Here is a 17,071-nt window from a genome sequence, read left to right as displayed (position 1 = left end):
CTCTACCGGCCCCGGTGTCATGTCGGGGCCGTCCCTCGACGGCGACACCCTCACCCTGGAAGGCCAACCGATCAAGATCATCGGCCTCACCGGCCCCACGCCGGACCGCACCGTCCTGTGGATCCCCGCCCTGCGCACCGTCCTCGGCGGCATCCCCATCGTTGCCGCGATGAAAAAATGCTATCCGAACCTGGCTGGCGAGAGCTCGCTGGAACTGAGCGCAAAAGTAGCCAAGGGTGAAATGCAGTGGCCGTAAAGGCGCATTCGTAGAAGCCCAACGTCATTGCGCACATTGAAAAGCGCGACGCGTTTCCTCTCTGCGCACCGACCTGTGTCGGGGGGACGACGCGGGTGGGGTATCGGGACCGTGTGTTGCCATGGATGGCAACACACGAGCTTACAGGGACGTACTTGCAGCGGGTCCCGCCCCCCCCCCCCCGTCACCTCCCCCACGCAGGAAGCAGGCGCACGTGAGCCGCCGTTGGCGGTTAGCAGTTCGTGGGTTACTGGCGCCTGACCGACTGCACCACCGACAACCGCCGCAGACGCCGCATCACTTCCGCCAGATGGTTCCGGTCGCGCACCTGGATATTGAACGCCAGCACCGCCGCATTGAAATCGCGGTCCAGATAATCCACGCGCTCGATGTTCGAATGGCTCTGCGCGATCGCCGCCGCCAACTGCGCCAGCACACCGGTCCCGTTCTCCACCTCCACGATCAACGACGTGTCGTAATCCCCGGATACCGTCGTATCCCACCCGATCGGCACCCAGCGCTCCGGCGACTTGCGCAGCTCGGCCAGGTTCGGGCAGTCCAGACGGTGCACCACGATGCCCTTGCCGGCCGTGTGATAACCCATGATGTCGTCGCCCGGAATCGGCTGACAACAGTTCGCGAAGCTCACCACCCCGCGCTCGCTGCCATTGATCAGGATCTTTTCCTGCGAATGCTTCGAATGCGCCCCACCGCGCAGCTCCGCATACGCCATCAGCGCCTGCGCGGCCTGGTTCGGCATCCAGTTGCCCAGCGCCACTTCGGCCAGCAGGGCCTCCAGGCGCGGATACCGGTGCTCGGCCAGGAACGCATCCAGCCGCCCCTTCGGCAACCGCTCCAGCGAGCTGTCCATCGCCTCCAGCGCGCGGTCCAGCATCCGATGGCCCAGCTGCACCGCGTCCTCGTGCTCCAGCTGCTTGAGCTGGTGACGGATCGCCGTGCGCGCCTTGGAACTGACCACGAACTCCAGCCACTGCGGCTTGGGCGTGGCCGAACGCGCGGTGATCACTTCCACCGTCTGCCCACTAACCAGCTTGGTGCGCAGCGGGACCAGTTTCTTGTCGACCCGCGAGGCCACCGCCATGTTGCCCACATCGGTATGTACCGCATACGCGAAATCCAGCGCCGTGGAGTTGCGCGGCAGCGCCAGGATCTTGCCCTTCGGCGTGAACAGATAGACCTCGTCCGGGAACAGATCCACCTTGACGTTGTCCAGGAACTCCAGCGACGAGCCGGCGGCACGCTGCGAATCGATCAACTCCACGATCCACGCATGCGCACGGCTCTGTGCGCTGTTGGGTGAGTCGCCACCGAACTTGTATGTCCAGTGCGCGGCCACGCCCCGCTCGGCGATCAGGTCCATTTCTTCGGTGCGGATCTGCACCTCGATCGGCGAGCCGTACGGCCCGAACAGCACCGTGTGCAGCGACTGGTAGCCGTTGGCCTTGGGGATCGCGATGAAATCGCGGAAGCGCCCATCCAGCGGCTTGAAGGTGGCATGCACCGCGCCGAGCGCGTGGTAGGCGCTGGGCACGTTGCGCACGACCAGGCGGAAGCCGAACACATCCATGACCTGGTCGAAGGATTTGTTCTCGTCGTGCATCTTGTTGTAGATGCTCCACGGGGTCTTGATGCGGCTGACCAGGCGGTGCTCCAGCCCTTCCTTGGCCAGGCGCTGGCTCAACTGCACTTCCACCTGCGCCATGGCCTCGCGGCGCACCACCGGCTGGCTGCGGATGTGTTTTTCCAGGATGGCGTGGCGCCACGGGTACAGCGCCTTGAAGCCGAGGTTCTGCAGCTCGCTCTTGACCAGGCTCATGCCCAGCCGCTGCGCGATCGGGGCGTAGATTTCCAGCGTTTCGCGGGCGATGCGGCCGCGTGCTTCGCGGCTCTGCGCGCCCAGCGTACGCATGTTGTGCAGGCGGTCAGCCAGCTTGATCATGATCACGCGCAGGTCGCGCGACATCGCCAGCAGCATCTTGCGGAAGCTCTCGGCGGCCGCCTCCTGGCGGTCGCGGAACTTCAGCTTGTCCAGCTTGGTGACGCCATCGACCAGTTCGGCCACGGCTTCGCCGAACTCGGCGGCCAGCTCCTCGCGGGTCAGCGGGGTGTCTTCGATAGTGTCGTGCAGGATCGCGGCGATCAACGCCTCCACGTCCAGGCCGAGCTCGGCCAGCACCTGGGCTACGGCGACCGGATGGGTGATGTAGGGCTCGCCCGACTTGCGGGTCTGGCCGGCATGCGCGGCGGCGCCTACTTCCCAGGCGCGGCGCAGCAGTGGCAGTTGGTCGGGCGGCAGATAGTGCGCTGCGCGCTCAAGCTGGAGGACATAGTCGGGTACGGCCGCGCCGGCGGGCGTGGCGACCTTGGCAGTGGGGCCTGGGTTCATGCTCAAAGACTATGCCAGCGGCGTGATATCGGCAAATCCCTGAACAGGGAGTTTCACCTGCAACAACACACCCCCGCCGCAGCCACTGGCGGCACAAACGAAACAGCCCGCCAAAAGGCGGGCTGTTCGCAGCAACAACAACGGACGCGCGAGGCGATCAGTCGTCGTTCTTGGACATGTCTTCGTCGGCGACGACTTCGGCAGCGGCCCATTCCAGTGCTTCACGCTCGGCACGCTCGCGCTCGGCCTTCTCGACTTCGTCGATCAGGGCGTTGTCGATCTTGCGGGCGGCAATTTCGCGCAGCGCCAGCACGGTCGGCTTGTCTTCGGTTTCGCTGTTGTCCAGGGTGGCCTGGACGCCATTGGCCAGCTGACGGGCGCGCTTGGACGCCATCATGACCAGTTCGAAACGGTTGTTCACGACTTCCAGACAATCTTCTACGGTGATGCGGGCCATGCGGGCTCCCGGCAGCCGGTGAGGGCTGCTCAATCGAATGAGGGAAAGGGGACGGATTGTACCGGCCAGGGCTGGACAAAATCAAGCCAACCGGTTAGCACCCCGTTGAGAATCAGTCGGTTGTGGCCGGATCCTGGGTCAGCAGGGCCTGGATGAGGCCCGCGTGGCGGACCTTCTGGGCTTCCCGGCGCAGGCGGCTGGCCGTGAAGATGGCACACAGCTCGTCCACCGCCGTCTCGAAAACCTCGTTAACGATCACGTAGTCGAAGTCGTTGAAGTGCAGCATCTCTTCACGCGCGGCGGCCAGGCGCTGGGCGATCACCGCCTCGCTGTCCTGCCCGCGCTTGCGCATCCGGTCCTGCAGCGCCTGCTTGGACGGCGGCAGGATGAACACGGTGACCGTGCCCGGCACCAGCTGGCGGACCTGCTGGGCGCCCTGCCAATCGATTTCCAGCAGCACGTCCTGGCCGGCCGACAGCTGCGGCTCGACCGACTGCCGCGCGGTGCCCTTCCAGTCGCCATGCACCCAGGCATGCTCGAAGAAGTCACCGGCGGCGATCATCCGCTCGAATTCCTCGGCGCTGACGAAGTGGTAGTGCTCGCCATTGATCTCACCCGGGCGCGTGGCGCGCGAGGTGAACGAGATCGACAGGGCGATCTGCGGGTCGCGGGCCAGGGTGGCGTTGACGATGCTGCTCTTGCCGGCCCCGGAGGGCGCGGCCACGATGTACAGGGTGCCGCGCGCAGGCGCGCCGACGGGCGGGATCTGGCTGCTCATTCGATGTTCTGCACCTGTTCGCGGATCTGGTCGATCAGCACCTTCAGCTCGACGGCGGCATTGGAGGTGCGGCTGTCCACCGATTTGGAGCCCAGCGTATTGGCCTCGCGGTTGAACTCCTGCAGCAGGAAGTCCAGGCGGCGGCCGACCGGCTCACGCTGCTTGAAGACGCGGCGGATCTCGGCGATGTGGCTGCCCAGGCGGTCCAGCTCCTCATCCACGTCCAGCTTCTGCAGCCACATCACCAGCTCCTGTTCGGCACGGCCGGGATCGACCGGGTGCGGCAGGTCGGCCAGGCGGGCCGCCAGCTTGGTGCGCTGGCCTTCGCGGATCAGCGGGATCAGGGTAGTGACCTCGGAGGCGATGCGCTCGATGCTGTCCACACGCTCCTGGATCGCGGTGGCCAGCTTGTCGCCTTCACGCTCGCGCGCGGCAACGAATCCGTCCAGCGCCGTATCCAGCAGCGCCAGGGCTTCGGCATGCAGCGCGGCGGCATCGACGGCCTCGCCCTGCATCACGCCGGGCATCTGCAGCAGTTCGGTGAAGCTCACCTGCAGGCTCGGGAAGCCCGAGGACAGCCGGGTCGCCAGCTCGCCGAGCTGGCCCAGCAGCGCATCGTTGACCACCAGTGCACCGGTGACCTCCGGCGCGCGCAGGCGCATGACCAGATCGATCTTGCCGCGGCTGCAGCGGGAAGCGACGCGCTCGCGCAGGTGCGGCTCCAACGCACGCAGTTCTTCAGGCAGGCGGACGCCGACCTCCAGGAACCGGTGGTTGACCGAGCGCAGCTCACAGGCCAGCGTGCCCCAGCGGGTGGCGCGCTCGCCGTTGGCATAGGCGGTCATGCTTCGAATCATGCGGGTTTCCGGTGCTCTCAAAGTGCAAATGGTACCCTAGCGGTCTCCTTAGAGCCTCCTCGCCCGCCGGTCCCCGGCCCGGGCGTGGTCCCGCATCCCCCGTCTTACCGGAACTTGAGCATGACTGATTCCCGTCCCAGTGGCCGCCAGGCCGACCAGCTGCGCGAAGTGCGCATCGAGCGCGCCTTCACCCGTCACGCCGAGGGCTCGGTCCTGGTCAGCTTCGGCGAGACCCGCGTGCTGTGCACGGCCAGCGTGGAAAACCGCGTGCCGGGCTTCCTGCGTGGCAAGGGCGAAGGCTGGGTGACCGCCGAGTACGGCATGCTGCCGCGCTCGACCCACACCCGTAACGACCGCGAAGCCGCCCGCGGCAAGCAGGGGGGCCGCACGCTGGAAATCCAGCGCCTGATCGGCCGCACGCTGCGCGCCTGCATCGACCGCGGCGCACTCGGCGAGCGCACCATCACCTTGGACTGCGATGTGCTGCAGGCCGACGGCGGTACCCGTACCGCCGCCATCACCGGCGCCTACGTGGCCCTGGTGGATGCGGTGAACTTCCTGATCAAGCGCGGCGACATCAAGCGCAACCCGATCTTCGGCGCCGTCGCGGCGGTGTCGGTCGGCGTGTACCGCGGCACCCCGGTGCTGGATCTGGATTACGCCGAAGACAGCGACTGCGATACCGACATGAACGTCGTGATGAACGACGGTGGCGGTTTCATCGAACTGCAGGGCACCGCCGAAGGCCATGCCTTCCGCCGCGATGAACTGGATGCGCTGCTGGTCCTGGCCGAAAAGGGCATCAAGGATCTGTTCGCTGCGCAGCAGGCGGCCCTGGCCAAGGCATGAACCGTCGTATCGCCCTGACCACCCTGGTAGTGGCCGACTACGACGAGGCGATCGCCTGGTACACCGGCGTGCTGGGCTTCAGCCTGATCAATGACATCGACCAGGGCGACAAGCGCTGGGTGGTGGTCGGGCCGGGCGACGGCAGTGCGGCGGCCTTGCTGTTGGCGCGTGCCAGCAACGACGAGCAGCGCGCGCGGATCGGCAACCAGACCGGTGGCCGGGTCGGCTTCTTCCTGAACACCGATGATTTCTGGCGTGACCACGCGGCGATGACCGCGCGTGGCGTGGTCTTCCTCGAAACCCCACGCGAGGAGGTCTACGCGACGGTCGCGGTGTTCCGCGATCTGTACGGCAACACGTGGGATCTGCTGGAGCCCAAGCAATGAAACTGGTACTGGCCAGCGGCAACGCCGGCAAACTGAAGGAACTGCAGGCCATGCTCGGCGGCCTGCCGCTGGAGATCGTGGCGCAGGGCGAACTGGGTGTCAGCGACGTCCCGGAAACCGGCCTGACCTTCGTTGAGAACGCCCTGATCAAAGCGCGCCATGCCTGCCAGAGCACCGGCCTGCCGGCGCTGGCCGACGATTCGGGCCTGATCGTGGATGCCCTCGACGGCGCACCCGGCCTGTACAGCGCGCGCTATGCCGGCAGCCCGACCAACGATGCCGCCAACAACGCCAAGCTGCTCGAGGCGATGCGCGACGTACCGGCCGATCGCCGCAGCGCCCGCTTCTATGCGGTGATCGTGCTGCTGCGCCATGCCAATGATCCGCAGCCGCTGATCTGCGAAGGCAGCTGGGAAGGCATGATCCTCGATGAGCTGCGTGGCAGCCACGGCTTCGGCTACAACCCGCTGTTCCTGGACCCGGTGCTGGCGCAGACCGCGGCTGAAATGGCACCGGACCTGAAGAACGCGATGAGCCACCGCGCCAAAGCCCTGCAGCTGCTCAAGCAGAAGCTGCCCGCCCTGCTCTGATGGCACACGACCACTGCTCCCACCTGCCCGGCGAAGCCTGCACCGGCGATCACGACCACGCCCCGCGGCTGGTGACGCCGCCGCTGGCGCTGTACGTGCATCTGCCGTGGTGCGTGCGCAAATGCCCGTACTGCGATTTCAACTCGCATGCGGCCAAGGGCGAGCTGCCGTTCGAGGCTTACATCGACGCGTTGATCCGCGATCTCGATCAGGACCTGCCGCTGGTCTGGGGCCGGGTGGTGAGCAGTGTGTTCTTCGGTGGCGGCACGCCAAGCCTGTTTCCGCCGGAGGCGATCGACCGTTTCCTGCAGGCGGCCTCGGCCCGGCTGCGCTTCGCACCGAACCTGGAAGTGACCCTGGAGACTAACCCGGGCACCGCCGAGCACGGCCGTTTCGACCGATACCGCGCCGCCGGTGTGAACCGGATCAGCTTCGGCATCCAGACCTTCAACGACGAGGCGCTCAAGCGCCTGGGCCGCATCCACGACAGTGGCGAGGCCGAGCGGGCGGTGAAGCTGGCGCAGGACGCCGGCTACGACAACTTCAACATCGACCTGATGTACGCGCTGCCGCAGCAGACGCTGGCCCAGGCCGAGCATGACCTGGAGCGCGCCTTCGCGCTGCAGCCCACGCATATGTCGCACTACCAGCTCACGCTGGAGCCGAACACCGTGTTCTTCGCGCGGCCGCCGCAGGGCATCCCCGACGAAGATTCGGCGTGGGACATCCAGGAACACTGTCAGCAGATGCTGGCCGAGGCCGGCTATGCGCAGTACGAGGTCAGCGCCTACGCAAAACCCGGCCGGCAGAGCCAGCACAACCTCAATTACTGGCGCTTCGGCGATTACCTGGGGATCGGCGCCGGTGCACACGGCAAGATCAGCAGCGGCGCCGAAGAGCACGTGCTGCGCCGCTGGAAGCACAAGCATCCGCAGACCTTCATGGACACTGCCGGGACCGCAGCCTCGATCGGCGGCGACGATGTGATCAGCGCCGAACGGCTGCCGTTCGAGTACATGCTCAACCTGCTGCGCCTGCATGAAGGCTTCAGCCTGAAGGATTTCGAATCGCGTACCGGCCTGGACCGGGCGCAGATCGCCGAGCCGCTGCGCATTGCCGTGGCCAAGGGCTGGATGACCGTGACCGGCAATGAGGTCCTTCCTACCGAACTGGGCCGGCGCTTCACCAACGATGTGGTCGAGCTGTTCCTGCCCTGAGCAGGCAGCGCCGACCCGGACGGTATTGCCCCGCTGACCGGCGCCGGCAACCTCGAAGCTTGTCGCTTCTGGCAGGGACCGGGCGAAACCGTTAGATTCCCTGTTCTCAGGGGAGCTGGAAGAACATCGGATGTCTGCGCCCGCACCTTCGTCGTCCCAGCCCGACATGACCCGCTTTGCGGACGTGGCCGCGCCGCCCCGCGTGCGCCGCCTGCTGGCCGCGCTGCACGGGCTGGCGGTGCAGACCCTCACCGCGCCACTCAAGCTGACCATCGTGGAGCTCGAGCGCGAGCTGTTCCGCGACGCCGAGCGCGCGCGCAACAGCCAGATCCAGGCCGACATTTTCGCGCAGGCCCGCCAACTGCATGAGGTCAACGCGCAGTTCGGCCCACGCTTCCTGGAGGCGGTGGCGGTCAGCCTGGCCAGCCTGCGCGGCCCGCGCCACACCCAGCGCATCGTCCCGACCGAGGTATCCGTTTCGGCCACCGCGCTGACCCTGGTCAACGACACCGACGTGGACCGCGACATCGTGCTGGTGGACATCATCCGCCGCGAAGCCCAGCGCTCGGCCACCGCCCTGCAGTTGCTCGGCCAACGCTTCGGGGTCCTGGCCGCCGGACCGGCCTTCGATGTCGATGACCTGCCGTTCGGGCCGCAGGCGCTGTGCCGGATCGTGCGCGAGCTGGGTGAAGACTTCGCGCTGGGCCTGGAAACACAGCTGGCGCTGTACCGCGTGTTCGACCGTCAACTGCTGGAGCGGCTGGGTGAACTGCTGGAGCGCGCCAACATCCTGTTGGGGCACGAAGGCGTCCTGCCCGGGCTGGTCTACACCCCGTATCTGGCGCGCTCGGCCACGACGCGCCGGATCATCACCGGCCCGGAGCGCGGCCTGCCCGGCGCCCGTGGCGGCGCCGCCGCACGCCCATTGACCGGCTGGAACGGCAGCGCCCCGAGTACCGGCTGGGCAGCGATGACCGAGCAAGCGATGGCACTGGCCACGGCGTCCGCCGCGCCGGACAGCACCGCACCCATCGTTGACGCGGCGGCGGCACCGCCGACGGCATCGGCGTCCGTGTCAGCGCCGAGCGCCCCCACCAGCCCCGCTGCAGCCGACCTGGGTGCACCGGCGATGTCTGCGCTGCACCAGCTGTTGGGCGCTGCCCGGCAGGCACATGCGACCGGCGCGGTACCTGGCGGCGGAGCGCTGGCCGCGCAAGCCGTCGGCGCCTCGGCCCAGGCCGTTGCCACCCCCACGGAAAACGCCTTCCTGGCGCCCGAGGCGCCTCCCGCGCTGGCGGTACCGGCCGAAGCCGTGCACGCCACGCTGGCCAGGCTGCAGGGTCAAGCCGTCGCCCCCGGCGGCGCCCGCCGCAGCATGGCCGATCTGCACAACGCACTGCTCGCCCAGGTCCGTGCCGAACATGGCGCGCAGGCGTCATTGACGGTCAAGGACAGCGACACCTTCGATCTGCTCGACATGCTCTACGGGCAGATCCAGCGCGAGGTTCGGCCCGAGGCCGTGGCCGCCGACCTGCTGACCCGCCTGCAGGTGCCGGTCGCCCGCGCAGCCCTGTCCGACCCGGCCTTCTTCGTGCGCGACCAGCACCCGGCGCGCGAGCTGCTCAATGCGGTGGCCGAGGCCGGCGCCAACTGGCTGGGCGAGGAAGACGTGGACCCGCAGCTGGTGCAGAAGCTCGGCCACGCCGTCGACCAGGTGGTCAACGAGTACGACGGCGATGTGGCGGTCTTCGACACCGCCAACGAGGAGATCCAGCAGCACTTCCGCGCCCTGGCCCACAAGGCCGAACTGGCCGAGCGGCGGCATGTCGAAGCCGCCCGCGGCAAGGAGCGGCTGGAAGCGGCCAAGCAGCAGGCCAGCACCAGCATCGAGCAACTGTGCGCACAGGCCGCGCCCCCGCGCTTCGTGCAGGCGCTGCTGAAACAGGCGTGGTCGGATGTGCTCACGCTCACCCTGCTGCGTAACGGCGAGACCTCGCCGCAGTGGCAGCAGCGTCAGCAGGAAACCGCCCGGATCGCCGAGGTGACCTGCCTGGCGCCGGGCATGGCCGAGCGTGATGATGCGCTGGGCCAGCAGGTCGAGTCCGCTCTACTGCAGGTCGGCTACCACCAGGATGAGGCGGCCGCGATCGCGCGGCGCCTGTCCACGCCCGGCGGCGAGGATGACAGCAGTTCACGCACCGAACTCACCGCCCGCCTGCGTGCGCGCACCCGGCTGGGCGAGCAGGCCGACGCCAGCGACCCGCGCAAGGTCGCCCCGCTCGCGCGCAGCACCGCCGAGGACGACTGCTATCGGCAGCTGCGCACCCTGCCCTTCGGGACCTGGTTCGAGTTCACCACCAACCAGCAGGGCGACGTGCGCCGGCAGCGGTTGTCCTGGTACAGCCTGATCACCGACAACGCGCTGTTCGTCAATCAACGTGGGCAGAAGGTGGGCGAGTACTCGCTGGATGCACTGTCGCGGCTGATGGCCCATGGCCAGGTGCGGATCGTCACCGAAGACAAGGGCAGGCTGATTGATCGTGCCTGGCAGGCCACCCTGCGCACCCTGCGCTCGCTGGCCGGCAGCCCCGCGGAGAACGCCGAATGACCACACCCGATACCCGCCGCGCGCCGCGCCGCCAGGTGACCGAGCTGGTCCCCGTCACCGACCTGATGGCCGAGACCGTGATCGGCCGGCTCGGCAATGTCTCCGAAACCGGCATGCTGATGCTGGCCTCGGTACCGATGCAGGACGATGCGCTGTACCAGCTGCAGTTCACCATCCCCGGCCCGCAGGGTCAGCCGTTGCTGATCGACGTCGGCGTGCACCTGCTCTGGAGCGAGCAGACCCATGCACCGGGCCAGGCCTGGGTGGGCTTCCGCTTCCTCACCCTGGCGCGCGAATCACGCGAGCAGCTGCGGCAATGGATCGCCGAGGAAACTTCGGCAGTCTGAGCGCCGGTTCCGGCACAGCGCCCACTGGCGGATTGCGGCAGAATCTAGGGCTGCATTCCGCACTGCCAGCGAGCTTCATGCCATGAACCAGCCAGACCTCGGCGCCCTGTATTCCCACCATGCCAGCGTGATGCGCCAGCGCGCCGATGAAGCGCTGGCCCGTGGCGGCTTCGACCATCTGGTGATTCCCAGTGGCACCCTGCATTACCAGGCCTTTGATGATCGCGATTACCCGTATGCGGTGAACCCGAACTTCAAGGCCTGGCTGCCACTGACCAAGCTGCCCAACAGCTGGCTGGTGTACACCCCCGGCAAACGCCCGACCCTGATCTTCCATCAGCCCTTCGATTACTGGCACGTGGTGCCGGGTGCGCCGAATGGCTGGTGGGTGGAGCATGTCGATATCCAGATCATCCGCACGCCCGACGAGGCGCTGGCGCTGCTGCCCAAGGACGCCGCGCGCTGCGCGATCCTCGGTGAGCCGCGCAGTGCACTGGGCGCCTTCGTGCCGAACAATCCCGCACCGGTCATCGATTACCTGGACTGGCAGCGCGGCTACAAGACCCCGTATGAAATCGCACTGATGCGCGAAGCGCAGCGGCTGGGCGTGAGGGGCCACCGTGCTGCCGAAGCGGCCTTCCGCGGCGGTGCCAGCGAGTTCGAGATCCACATGGCGTATTGCCGTGCGGTCGGCCAGGACGCCAACGAACTGCCCTACGGCAACATCATCGGCCTCAACGAACACGCGGCCGTGCTGCACTACACCGATCTGGGCCGCAGCGCGCCGACCCCGCTGCGCAGCTTCCTGATCGACGCCGGTGCCAGCGCCTACGGCTATGCCAGCGACATCACCCGTACCTATGCGGCCAACGGCCATGACGAATTCCAGGCGCTGATCGATGCGGTGGACACGGCCCAGCAGCACATGGGCGCCGGCGTACGGGCGGGCGTGGATTACAAGCAGCTGCACATCGACGCGCACCTGTCGCTGATGGGCATCCTCAAGGACTTCGGCGTGCTCAACGTCTCGCCGGAAGCGGCGTTGGCCACCGGCGTGAGCGCGGCCTTCTTCCCGCACGGCCTGGGCCATCTGATCGGGCTGCAGGTGCATGACGTGGCCGGCTTTGCCGCCAGCGACCGCGGCGGCCGCATCGAGCGCCCGCAGGGTCACCCGTACCTGCGCATGACCCGCGTGCTGGAGCCGGGCATGGTGGTCACGATCGAACCGGGCGTGTACTTCATCGACATGCTGCTGGACGAAGTGAAGCAGGCCGGCAATGGCGCCAGCATCAACTGGGACCGCGTGGATTTCTTCCGCCCGTATGGCGGTGTGCGCATCGAGGACGAGGTGCTGTGCACCGAGGGCGATGCGGACAACCTGACCCGCCCGGTGTTTGCGGCCGCGAGCTGAGCGGCGATGCAGGTGCCGACCCACGGTCGGTACCTGCACTGCATCGTGCACCCGCCGCTGGCCGCTGATTGCCGCCCCGGTATCCGCGCAGAGCCACCCCATGGGTGGCTGAAGACCACGTCGGCCCGGAGCGCCGCCACCCATGGGGTGGCGCTACCCTGGGGCGGATCAGCGCCTGGCCATTTCTTCTTCGATCTCATCGGCACTGCGCGCCAAGGCAGCCGTCAGCACCTGATGGCCGTCCTCGGTGATCAGCACGTCATCTTCGGTCCGAATGCCGATGCCGCGCCAGCGCGCTTCCACGCTGCGGTCGTCCGGTGAGATATACAGGCCGGGCTCGATGGTGAACACCATGCCCGGTTCCAGCATCCGCGAGTCCCCTGCCAAGCGGTAATCGCCCACGTCATGCACGTCCAGGCCCAGCCAGTGCCCGGTCTTGTGCCGGTAGAAGCGCTGGTAATGCGCTTCGGCGATGTTCTCGTCCAGCGTGCCTTTGAGCAGGCCGAGCCGCAGCAGGCCCTCGGTCAAGGTTTCCACCGCAGCCAGATGGCCGGCTTCGTACGCATTGCCCGGCCGTGCCTGGGCCAGTGCCGCAGCCTGCGCCGCACCGACCAGATCATGCAGCGCGCGCTGCTCGGCGGTGAAGCGGCCGTTGACCGGGAAGGTCCGGGTGATGTCGCTGGCGTAGCCGCGGTACTCGGCGCCGGCATCGATCAGGACCAGATCGCCATCGTGCGAGCGCGCGTTGTTGTCGCGGTAATGCAGGATGCAGCCGTTGGCACCGGCACCGACGATGCTGCTGTAGGCCGCACAGGCATCATTGGCACGGAACACCCGCTCCAGATCGGCCTGCAGTTCGTACTCATGGATGCCCGGCCGCGCCGCGTGCATCGCGGCCCGATGCGCCTGCACGCTGATATCGGCAGCGCGCTGCATCACGGCGATTTCCGCGGTCGATTTGAACAGCCGCTGTTCGTGCAGCAGGTGGCCCAGCTCCAGGAACTCATGCGGTGGCTGCGCGCCATGCCGCACCTGCGAGCGCACCCGGTTGACCCAGCCGATCAGTTTGAGATCGAACTCGGCATCGCGGCCGAAGTGGTAGTACACCCGCGAGCGCCCTTCCAGCAGGCCGGGCAGGATGTCGTCCAGATCGTCGATCGGGTACGCATCGTCCATGCCGTACTGCGAAACCGCGCCTTCCTGGCCAGCGCGCGCGCCATCCCAGGCTTCGCGGTCGGCGTCGCGCTCGCGGCAGAACAGGATCACCTCGCCATGGCGGCGGCCCGGGATCAGCACCAGCACGGCCTCCGGTTCCGGGAAGCCGCTCAGGTACCAGAAATCCGAGTCCTGGCGGAACGGATAATGCGTATCCAGGCTGCGCACGCGCTCGGAGGCAGCGGGCAGCACCAGGATCGCGTCGTCGCCGGCCATCTCCATCAACTGCTGGCGGCGGCGGGTGTATTCGGCGGCGGAGATGCCGGTCAGCTGCCGGATATCCATCTCAGTTCAAGCGCTGCCGGTGGCGCGCGGCCATCACACAGTCGCCGTGCAGCAACAGCACCGCCACCCGGATGAACTCCTCGATCTCCGCCAGCGCGTCTTCGTCATCATCGTTGCCGCTTTCGAAGTCTTCGCTGGAGGCCTGGGCCAGCTTGGCCAGATCGGTCAGGGCCTCATCACCTTCTTCGGACAACGCCGGCCGGTTCTGGCCCGAGCCCAGCCCGAAGCCGCCCAGGAACGCGCGCGCCCAGGTGAACAGCGCATCGGCCTGCGCAGCGGTATCACTGGCATCGCTCAGCAGCAGCTCGAAGGCGAAATCGCGGTCTTCCATCTGCGCCACGCTGGCATCGAGCAGGCGCGCCAGGGCGTCACCTTCGGCCGGGGTCGGCAGGTTGTCATCGGCCAGTACGCGGGCCGGCCATGCACGCACCGGCGCACCGCCGGCGGACAGCCAGCCACACAGGCCGCCGTGCAGTTCAGCGGCGCTGGCGCCCAGGCCCAGGGCCTGGCTGGCCTGGTTTACGTCGTCGACACTCGGGAGTTCGGTCATCTTGGGGCTACGGTTTGTGAGCGCCACAGTGTAGCAATCCACCTGTGTCCACCGGGTTGCCATGGCCCGCCCGCGGCCCTGCCCCGGCACCGGCGGGCCGGCTGCCGGCAGGCCCTGTCATTATTCGCTTGACCGCCCCGTCCGCCCTTGCCTATGGTGCCGGACATGGAACCCGCCGACGCCATCGCCCAGTTGCAGGCCTTCGCCGCCCGCGTGGAGGCGTTGCTTGAGCGCAACCAGCGCCTGGCCGACGAGAACCGCAGCCTGCGCCATCAGCAGGAGCAGCTGGTGGCCGAGCGCTCCCAGCTGTTGGCCAAGAACGAGCAGGCCCGCTCCCGGGTCGAAGCGATGATCACCCGCCTCAAGTCCCTGGAGCAGCACACATGAGCCAGACCGAACCGGTCAGTGTCCGCATCCTGGATCGTGAATACACGGTGGGGGTGGGGGCGGAGGAACGCGAGAGCCTGACCGCCGCCGCCCGGCTGCTGGATGCCAAGATGCGCGAGATCCGCGGCAGCAACCGGATGGCCGCGGTCGACCGGGTCGCGGTGCTGGCCGCGCTGAACCTGGCCCACGAGCTGCAGCAGCTGCGTGATGAGCACGCCCGGCAGGCCATTGCGCTGCAGCAGACGCTGAGCGATCTCAATCGCCGCCTGGATCGGGCTTTCGACAACGCGGGTTGATCCACGCGACCGGTTCCACGCGGTGGTTGATTGCACAAGTGCATCGCATGGTCTTCATCGATCTGAATTGATGTGCAATTCGACCGACGAACGGACTGGTCGAATCGCACAAGAGGGCTATAATCCTCGTCGCGTTCTCTGCTGTGAACGACGGCGTGTGCAAACATTCGCCTTGTCCCTTAATTACGACCACGGGTGCGCGACGGCGCCGGGAGTGCAAGTCCGCCTTGTAGCGGGAAGCCCGATGGAACCCCAGCGTACCCACTTGAACCCCGGGTTCAAGGTCGTTTCGCATGCATCGTCACGGCGGAGAATGCAATATTCCAGCAAGAGCGGCGTTCCCATGGGACGTCGCTCTTGTTTTATCCGCTTCCCCCGCACGCTCCGGACCCAGGCATGACCGACCCGCGCTCCGCACTGCGCCAGCAGCTGCGCCAACGCCGCCGTGATCTCCCCGCCGCCGTGCGCCTGGCCGCCGCCGAACACTTGGCCGATGGCTTGCTCGCCCTTCCTTTCGCGCCCACGCAGGGCCATGTCGCCGGCTACTGGGCGATGGATGGGGAAATCGCGCTGCACCGCTGGCAGATGCAGTTGCCCGCCGGCCTGGCCTACTGCCTGCCGATCCTGCACGAGAAAACGCTGCGCTTCGCACCTTGGCGACCTGGGCAGGCACTGACCACCAACCGCTTCGGCATCCCCGAACCCGATCTGGCGCTGGACGACACGCTCGCACCGGAGCAGATGGCGCTGGTGGTGGCGCCGCTGGTCGGTTTCGACGCACAGGGCCGGCGGCTGGGCATGGGAGGCGGCTGGTATGATCGCAGCTTCGCATTCCGCCACCAGCGCCCGGCGCCGCCGTGGCTGGTCGGGGTCGGCTTCTCGGTCCAGCAGGTCGATGACCTGCCGGTACAACCCTGGGACGTCGCGGTGGATGCGATCTGCACCGACGTCTCCACCCTTGTCTGCGTACCGACCGACGGTCGGCACCTACCGTAATCAAAGACTCCGCATGACCGCACGCAAGCGCTACTGGCTGATGAAGTCCGAACCGGACGCCTTTTCCATCGATGATCTGCAGCGCGTGGGCCGTGAGCCCTGGAACGGTGTGCGCAACTACCAGGCGCGCAACTTCATGCGCGATGGCATGAAGCTCGGCGACGGGGTGATGTTCTACCACTCCAACACCAAGGTGCCGGGCATCGTCGGGCTGGCCACGGTGGCCAGCGAGGCCTATCCGGACGACACCCAGTTCGATCCCGGATCGGACTATTACGACGCCAAGGCAACCCGCGAAGAACCGCGCTGGATGCTGGTGGACGTGGCCTTCGAGCGCAAACTGCGCGACACCATTTCGCTGGATGAGATCAAGCTGCACGCCGATGCGCTGGGCGAAGGATTCCCGCTGACCGCGCGCGGCAACCGCCTCTCGATCCTCCCGGTGACTGCCGCGCAGTGGAAGCTGCTGCTGTCGCTGGAAAAGCACTGACCCCCTTTCCTCCAAGAGTTGCCCGCCATGTCCGAAGCCAAGCGCCTGGCCGCTGAAAAAGCCATTGAATACGTCGAAGACGGCATGATCGTGGGGGTCGGCACCGGTTCCACCGTGGCCTACTTCATCGATGCCCTGGCCAGGATCCAGCACCGCATCAAGGGCGCGGTCTCCAGCTCGGACCAGAGCACCGCGCGCCTGAAGCAGCACGGCATCGAAGTACTCGAGCTCAATCACACCGGCAACCTGTCGCTGTATGTGGACGGGGCCGACGAATGCGACGGCAACAAGAACCTGATCAAGGGCGGCGGTGCCGCGCTGACCCGCGAGAAGATCATCGCCGAGGCCAGCGAGCGCTTCGTGTGCATCATCGACCCGAGCAAGCAGGTCAAGGTGCTGGGCAAGTTCCCGCTGCCGGTGGAAGTGATCCCGATGGCCCGCAGCCTGGTCGCCCGCCGCATCATGGACATGACCGGCGGCCAGCCGGCCTGGCGTGAGGGCGTGGTCACCGACAACGGCAACGTGATCCTGGACATCCACCACCTGGAGATCACCGACCCGGTCAAGCTGGAGCGCGAGCTCAACCAGCTGCCGGGCGTGGTCAGCGTCGGCCTGTTCGCGCGCCGCCCGGCCGATGTGGTGATCATCGGCGGTGAGCCGCCGATCGTGATCTGACCCCGTGGGCGGCC

At 67.3% G+C, this 17,071-nt stretch carries 18 protein-coding genes, 1 other RNA gene and 1 pseudogene; 14 read left to right on the top strand and 6 right to left on the bottom strand.

Annotated elements, in window-relative coordinates; genetic code table 11:
* Positions 1-256, top strand: a pseudogene (locus ACE026_RS19595) (hypothetical protein); the annotation flags it as partial.
* A 247-nt stretch (positions 257-503) separates the two neighbouring features.
* Here the strand turns inward: ACE026_RS19595 and ACE026_RS19590 are convergent.
* From ACE026_RS19590 to ACE026_RS19575, 4 genes are all read right to left on the bottom strand, one after another.
* Positions 504-2,663, bottom strand: coding sequence for a RelA/SpoT family protein (locus tag ACE026_RS19590; protein ID WP_121039451.1), 2,160 nt, complete (start codon positions 2,661-2,663; stop codon positions 504-506).
* 157 nt (positions 2,664-2,820) lie between these two features.
* Positions 2,821-3,120, bottom strand: a complete 300-nt coding sequence (gene rpoZ, locus ACE026_RS19585; RefSeq protein WP_005410877.1) for a DNA-directed RNA polymerase subunit omega — start codon at positions 3,118-3,120, stop codon at positions 2,821-2,823.
* 112 nt (positions 3,121-3,232) lie between these two features.
* Positions 3,233-3,898, bottom strand: a complete 666-nt coding sequence (gene gmk, locus ACE026_RS19580) for a guanylate kinase (RefSeq protein ID WP_088432676.1) — start codon at positions 3,896-3,898, stop codon at positions 3,233-3,235.
* Positions 3,895-4,755 carry a YicC/YloC family endoribonuclease gene (locus ACE026_RS19575; protein ID WP_486040502.1) on the bottom strand — a complete coding sequence of 287 codons (861 nt, stop codon included), beginning with the start codon at positions 4,753-4,755 and terminating at the stop codon, positions 3,895-3,897. The genes gmk and ACE026_RS19575 overlap by 4 nt, the downstream gene beginning before the upstream one ends.
* Before the next feature lie 120 nt (positions 4,756-4,875).
* On the opposite strand from ACE026_RS19575, the gene rph reads away from it, so the two are divergent.
* From rph to pepQ, 7 genes are all read left to right on the top strand, one after another.
* Complete coding sequence (gene rph / locus ACE026_RS19570) at positions 4,876-5,604, top strand: ribonuclease PH (RefSeq protein ID WP_123730306.1); 729 nt, start codon at positions 4,876-4,878, stop codon at positions 5,602-5,604.
* On the top strand, positions 5,601-5,990 hold the full coding sequence (locus ACE026_RS19565) for a VOC family protein (protein WP_486040500.1): 390 nt from the start codon (positions 5,601-5,603) through the stop codon (positions 5,988-5,990). The genes rph and ACE026_RS19565 overlap by 4 nt, the downstream gene beginning before the upstream one ends.
* Positions 5,987-6,580, top strand: coding sequence for an RdgB/HAM1 family non-canonical purine NTP pyrophosphatase (rdgB, locus tag ACE026_RS19560; protein ID WP_486040499.1), 594 nt, complete (start codon positions 5,987-5,989; stop codon positions 6,578-6,580). The genes ACE026_RS19565 and rdgB overlap by 4 nt, the downstream gene beginning before the upstream one ends.
* Complete coding sequence (hemW, locus tag ACE026_RS19555) at positions 6,580-7,797, top strand: radical SAM family heme chaperone HemW (protein ID WP_486040498.1); 1,218 nt, start codon at positions 6,580-6,582, stop codon at positions 7,795-7,797. The genes rdgB and hemW overlap by 1 nt, the downstream gene beginning before the upstream one ends.
* Before the next feature lie 130 nt (positions 7,798-7,927).
* Positions 7,928-10,405, top strand: coding sequence for a DUF1631 domain-containing protein (locus tag ACE026_RS19550; RefSeq protein WP_486040497.1), 2,478 nt, complete (start codon positions 7,928-7,930; stop codon positions 10,403-10,405).
* Positions 10,402-10,752 (top strand): PilZ domain-containing protein, encoded by a 351-nt coding sequence (locus ACE026_RS19545; protein ID WP_486040496.1) that lies wholly within the window; start codon positions 10,402-10,404, stop codon positions 10,750-10,752. Before ACE026_RS19550 ends, ACE026_RS19545 begins: the two co-directional genes overlap by 4 nt.
* 82 nt (positions 10,753-10,834) lie before the next feature.
* Positions 10,835-12,163 (top strand): Xaa-Pro dipeptidase, encoded by a 1,329-nt coding sequence (gene pepQ / locus ACE026_RS19540; RefSeq protein ID WP_486040495.1) that lies wholly within the window; start codon positions 10,835-10,837, stop codon positions 12,161-12,163.
* Between the two features lie 168 nt (positions 12,164-12,331).
* Here the strand turns inward: pepQ and ACE026_RS19535 are convergent, their stop codons facing one another.
* Positions 12,332-13,657, bottom strand: a complete 1,326-nt coding sequence (locus tag ACE026_RS19535; RefSeq protein WP_486040614.1) for an aminopeptidase P N-terminal domain-containing protein — start codon at positions 13,655-13,657, stop codon at positions 12,332-12,334.
* A 7-nt stretch (positions 13,658-13,664) separates the two neighbouring features.
* Complete coding sequence (locus ACE026_RS19530; protein WP_486040494.1) at positions 13,665-14,213, bottom strand: UPF0149 family protein; 549 nt, start codon at positions 14,211-14,213, stop codon at positions 13,665-13,667.
* A gap of 165 nt (positions 14,214-14,378) precedes the next feature.
* Between ACE026_RS19530 and ACE026_RS19525 the strand changes: the two genes are divergently transcribed.
* The 6 genes from ACE026_RS19525 to rpiA all read left to right on the top strand — a co-directional run bounded on the left by ACE026_RS19525 (position 14,379) and on the right by rpiA (position 17,057).
* Complete coding sequence (locus ACE026_RS19525) at positions 14,379-14,600, top strand: TIGR02449 family protein (protein ID WP_019183857.1); 222 nt, start codon at positions 14,379-14,381, stop codon at positions 14,598-14,600.
* Complete coding sequence (locus tag ACE026_RS19520; protein ID WP_313213077.1) at positions 14,597-14,896, top strand: cell division protein ZapA; 300 nt, start codon at positions 14,597-14,599, stop codon at positions 14,894-14,896. The genes ACE026_RS19525 and ACE026_RS19520 overlap by 4 nt, the downstream gene beginning before the upstream one ends.
* 132 nt (positions 14,897-15,028) lie before the next feature.
* Positions 15,029-15,213, top strand: a non-coding RNA gene (ssrS, locus tag ACE026_RS19515) — 6S RNA.
* A 79-nt stretch (positions 15,214-15,292) separates the two neighbouring features.
* A complete protein-coding gene (locus ACE026_RS19510; RefSeq protein ID WP_486040493.1) occupies positions 15,293-15,892 on the top strand; it encodes a 5-formyltetrahydrofolate cyclo-ligase in 600 nt (199 codons plus the stop codon).
* A gap of 13 nt (positions 15,893-15,905) precedes the next feature.
* Positions 15,906-16,382, top strand: a complete 477-nt coding sequence (locus tag ACE026_RS19505; RefSeq protein ID WP_486040492.1) for an EVE domain-containing protein — start codon at positions 15,906-15,908, stop codon at positions 16,380-16,382.
* A gap of 27 nt (positions 16,383-16,409) precedes the next feature.
* Positions 16,410-17,057: a ribose-5-phosphate isomerase RpiA gene (rpiA, locus tag ACE026_RS19500; RefSeq protein WP_486040491.1), complete on the top strand. Its 648-nt coding sequence runs from the start codon at positions 16,410-16,412 to the stop codon at positions 17,055-17,057.
* Positions 17,058-17,071: the final 14 nt, after the last annotated feature.

Source organism: Stenotrophomonas sp. AGC87, from assembly GCF_057333975.1.
Note: the sequence above shows the minus strand (reverse complement) of the source record. Positions and strands in the feature narration are given on the sequence as shown.

Excerpts from the sequence above, each read along its gene's own strand:
- ACE026_RS19590 (WP_121039451.1), bottom strand. The coding sequence starts at position 2,663 with ATGAACCCAGGCCCCACTGCCAAGGTCGCCACGCCCGCCGGCGCGGCC.
- rpoZ (WP_005410877.1), bottom strand. The coding sequence starts at position 3,120 with ATGGCCCGCATCACCGTAGAAGATTGTCTGGAAGTCGTGAACAACCGT.
- gmk (WP_088432676.1), bottom strand. The coding sequence starts at position 3,898 with ATGAGCAGCCAGATCCCGCCCGTCGGCGCGCCTGCGCGCGGCACCCTG.
- ACE026_RS19575 (WP_486040502.1), bottom strand. The coding sequence starts at position 4,755 with ATGATTCGAAGCATGACCGCCTATGCCAACGGCGAGCGCGCCACCCGC.
- rph (WP_123730306.1), top strand. The coding sequence starts at position 4,876 with ATGACTGATTCCCGTCCCAGTGGCCGCCAGGCCGACCAGCTGCGCGAA.
- ACE026_RS19565 (WP_486040500.1), top strand. The coding sequence starts at position 5,601 with ATGAACCGTCGTATCGCCCTGACCACCCTGGTAGTGGCCGACTACGAC.
- rdgB (WP_486040499.1), top strand. The coding sequence starts at position 5,987 with ATGAAACTGGTACTGGCCAGCGGCAACGCCGGCAAACTGAAGGAACTG.
- hemW (WP_486040498.1), top strand. The coding sequence starts at position 6,580 with ATGGCACACGACCACTGCTCCCACCTGCCCGGCGAAGCCTGCACCGGC.
- ACE026_RS19550 (WP_486040497.1), top strand. The coding sequence starts at position 7,928 with ATGTCTGCGCCCGCACCTTCGTCGTCCCAGCCCGACATGACCCGCTTT.
- ACE026_RS19545 (WP_486040496.1), top strand. The coding sequence starts at position 10,402 with ATGACCACACCCGATACCCGCCGCGCGCCGCGCCGCCAGGTGACCGAG.
- pepQ (WP_486040495.1), top strand. The coding sequence starts at position 10,835 with ATGAACCAGCCAGACCTCGGCGCCCTGTATTCCCACCATGCCAGCGTG.
- ACE026_RS19530 (WP_486040494.1), bottom strand. The coding sequence starts at position 14,213 with ATGACCGAACTCCCGAGTGTCGACGACGTAAACCAGGCCAGCCAGGCC.
- ACE026_RS19525 (WP_019183857.1), top strand. The coding sequence starts at position 14,379 with ATGGAACCCGCCGACGCCATCGCCCAGTTGCAGGCCTTCGCCGCCCGC.
- ACE026_RS19520 (WP_313213077.1), top strand. The coding sequence starts at position 14,597 with ATGAGCCAGACCGAACCGGTCAGTGTCCGCATCCTGGATCGTGAATAC.
- ACE026_RS19510 (WP_486040493.1), top strand. The coding sequence starts at position 15,293 with ATGACCGACCCGCGCTCCGCACTGCGCCAGCAGCTGCGCCAACGCCGC.
- ACE026_RS19505 (WP_486040492.1), top strand. The coding sequence starts at position 15,906 with ATGACCGCACGCAAGCGCTACTGGCTGATGAAGTCCGAACCGGACGCC.
- rpiA (WP_486040491.1), top strand. The coding sequence starts at position 16,410 with ATGTCCGAAGCCAAGCGCCTGGCCGCTGAAAAAGCCATTGAATACGTC.